Annotated in this window: 5 protein-coding genes and 1 pseudogene; 1 reads left to right on the forward strand and 5 read right to left on the reverse strand. The window is 46.9% G+C overall.

Annotation, left to right across the window (positions count from 1 at the left end; translation table 11 throughout):
* Positions 1-511: 511 nt before the first annotated feature.
* Entirely contained in the window at positions 512-865 is a 354-nt protein-coding gene (locus ACQKE4_RS20475) for a transcriptional regulator (RefSeq protein WP_290832439.1), read from the forward strand.
* Between the two features lie 42 nt (positions 866-907).
* Here ACQKE4_RS20475 and ACQKE4_RS20480 read toward each other — a convergent pair whose 3' ends face one another.
* From ACQKE4_RS20480 to ACQKE4_RS20500, 5 genes and pseudogenes are all read right to left on the reverse strand, one after another.
* Positions 908-1222, reverse strand: coding sequence for a helix-turn-helix domain-containing protein (locus tag ACQKE4_RS20480; RefSeq protein WP_427390079.1), 315 nt, complete (start codon positions 1220-1222; stop codon positions 908-910).
* 53 nt (positions 1223-1275) lie between these two features.
* Positions 1276-1518, reverse strand: a complete 243-nt coding sequence (locus ACQKE4_RS20485; RefSeq protein ID WP_427390080.1) for a type II toxin-antitoxin system RelE/ParE family toxin — start codon at positions 1516-1518, stop codon at positions 1276-1278.
* A gap of 104 nt (positions 1519-1622) precedes the next feature.
* Positions 1623-1784 (reverse strand): hypothetical protein, encoded by a 162-nt coding sequence (locus ACQKE4_RS20490; RefSeq protein WP_427390081.1) that lies wholly within the window; start codon positions 1782-1784, stop codon positions 1623-1625.
* Between the two features lie 126 nt (positions 1785-1910).
* A pseudogene (locus tag ACQKE4_RS20495) lies at positions 1911-2039 on the reverse strand (flagellin); the annotation flags it as partial.
* A 76-nt stretch (positions 2040-2115) separates the two neighbouring features.
* A complete protein-coding gene (locus ACQKE4_RS20500) occupies positions 2116-2556 on the reverse strand; it encodes a hypothetical protein (RefSeq protein ID WP_427390082.1) in 441 nt (146 codons plus the stop codon).
* Between the last annotated feature and the right edge of the window lie 95 nt (positions 2557-2651).

The raw sequence follows: 2651 nt of genomic DNA on the forward strand, positions 1-2651 counted from the left end.
CCTCTTGAATCAGATTCTTGGCGGAATGCACTGATTTTTATAGAGAATACCATCCGCTATCTTCGTTTTCAGGCCTGCCTCATGAATAAGCCGGGGTTAATTAAACCTATGAAGTAACAGCATATTGCTGCTCTGAGCACGACTGCGTATATCGCTTCACAAACGAGCTGACTGTTGACACCTGAAATCAACCCTTCTATATTCCGTCTATGGAATAAGGCATGAGTGTATGGATCAAGGGCTAGACGCTTTATTAGAGCTCAATGGTACTCAGTACGGCATCTAAGGTGCTGAAGTTATTCTATGAATCCAGGGGGCAAGTTTGAGGTGCAGCGAGTCAATGTAACACTGAACATTCCCCATGGAATAAAGTACAGCTTAACCCTGCATCATAAGAGTGGGATCACCGCCATTATCGCAGCGTTGTCAGTGATTACTTCTTTGATTCTGCGGCTCAGTTGATTGAAGATTTTTGGAAAGATGTCGATGAAATACTCCAAGAGGAAGGTATATGAAAACCATCAAGATTGGCATCATGAACCGTGATGAGTTTCGTCAGCGCACGATCTCAATTGCCAAAGGCCTCTATAAGCCTACTGCTGATGACCCAAAAGTATGGTTCGATAGCGTCGAGTCCATGTCTCGCCTGCTGAATACGAAAAATCTTGAACTTCTTAAAACGATTCGCCAATGCAAGCCGCTATCATTGGGGGAGCTTGCTGAAATAACCGGGCGTCGCAAAGAAAGCTTGAGCCGTACCATTAAGAAGATGGGCGATTATGGCTTGATAGAAATCAAAGAAGGCCCCCGGCATGCCAAGATGCCTGTTGTTATTGCCGATAGTTTTGAGGTCAAGTTAATGTGAAGGCAGTGAAAAATGGGCATGTTTTCATAGCGGTATACTGCTTCAAATAACGGCGTCTAGCCCCTTACGCTCAATTAAATTCAACAGCTTTAAAGATGGCCCACTCGGCTTTTTATCTCCCGACTCCCACTTTTGAACGGTCGATGGGCTGGTATTGAGCACAGCAGCGAATACCGCTTGGCTTACATGCACATGCTCACGCAATGCCTTGATTTTTAGTGGTGAAAGTTCATGCACATCAAGGTGGCACAGTGCTTCAAACTCACCCATACGCCGCTTACTGATTAAGCCTGCATTATGCAGCCCACTAACCGTTTCGTGCATTTCTTTTAAAATGCGGCTATCACGTTTTGTCATTACATATCTCCACGATCTCACCAGCCACTTGAGCTGTTAAGAGCTGCTGGTCATCAAAGCAGTAACGCCTTTGCCACCTCCTGGAAGAGTTCCATTTCATCTTTATCAATGGTGGCACGCTCATTCTTGCTGAAGCCAAATATAAAGAACCAACGATCAGCCATTTTGGTGGCGACGATAGTTCTTGCGCCACCGCGCTTACCACGCCCTGGCAAGGCCACCCGCTTCTTAACGATATCGCCACCTAAATTGGCATCAATAAGCCCCTGACTCATCTCAGCGACAGCACCACACACAAAGCGGCATCAACGAGGTTGGCTTTTTTCATCCAAACTTGGAGACTATAAAATATAGCTGAGAGAAGATAAACGGAAGTAACCCCCAACCAGCCTCAGTGTATCTAGCTTTTTAGAAAATCGATAAAATCTTGTGATGTGCTAAATGAGTATTTAACGTCCGAAGGAGCATTTATATACCGATATTCTAAAACTACTTCTCCACCTTCAGCCAAATGTTTTTCTATTGCCTCTTTTATATGAGGAATACTTTTCATATCAGCCATTTAATTACGCAAATCATCAAGAAAAACGTGTAATTTCATTTTCTAAATACCATTTATTTTCATTAAATAAAAACGGGGCCTTTCGGCCCCGTTAGATATCGATCAATCAGCTTAAAAGATAACCAATTAACCCAGCAGAGAAAGAACTGACTGCGGGATCTGGTTGGCCTGGGCCAGTACAGAAGTACCGGCCTGCTGCAGGATCTGTGCACGCGTCATGTTGGCTACTTCAGCCGCGTAGTCAGCGTCTTCGATGCTAATAGACCACCAGTGTGATCAGCCAACATTAAGGTGGGTAGATGAGTTTTATGGTCTTTTAATTACCCACAAGTCAGTGGTGCGTTTGGATTCGCAGCTTCTCAAGACGCTCACCATCGCTACCGGTTGCCACGTCCTTCAGACCCAAGTCGATGCCGACAGCGCCTTGGCCGGTCGAGGGCTGGACATCGATCTCGACCACCACGTTGAAGTACCACCGGCCCCGAGCATCCTCGTTGAAGCTGGTCGACCGGAACGTGTATTGGCTCAGTCCGTAGCTGTCCCAGACCTTGAAGTAGCTACCGTTGTGGAACACTTGCCCGCTCTTCCATTTGGCGGCGCCTGTGTTAACCGGAATCCAGCCAAGGGAGCGGCGTGCACCTCGCGATTTACGCCATGTCAGGCGCGACTTTTTGAACTGCTCGCGGCGGGTGGCGTATTCCCGTGCGACTTCCTGCAACGTCTGGCTATGCAGGCCCAGGTCTTTTCCCGCGCCCTTGGTATATGGGTGCATTGATCTTGCCCAGTAACGATGGACACCTCAAGAATGTAATACACTGCAACGAGGTGAACCATGGCAAGATCGACGACATCAATGAAGAAAAAATC

Source organism: Halomonas sp. NPDC076908 (assembly GCF_050269715.1).
Classification (GTDB): Bacteria; Pseudomonadota; Gammaproteobacteria; order Pseudomonadales; family Halomonadaceae; genus Vreelandella.

Bases quoted from the DNA above. Each gene is read 5' to 3' on its own strand.
- ACQKE4_RS20500 (WP_427390082.1), bottom strand. From the start codon at position 2,556: ATGCACCCATATACCAAGGGCGCGGGAAAAGACCTGGGCCTGCATAGC.
- ACQKE4_RS20475 (WP_290832439.1), top strand. From the start codon at position 512: ATGAAAACCATCAAGATTGGCATCATGAACCGTGATGAGTTTCGTCAG.
- ACQKE4_RS20490 (WP_427390081.1), bottom strand. From the start codon at position 1,784: ATGGCTGATATGAAAAGTATTCCTCATATAAAAGAGGCAATAGAAAAA.
- ACQKE4_RS20480 (WP_427390079.1), bottom strand. From the start codon at position 1,222: ATGACAAAACGTGATAGCCGCATTTTAAAAGAAATGCACGAAACGGTT.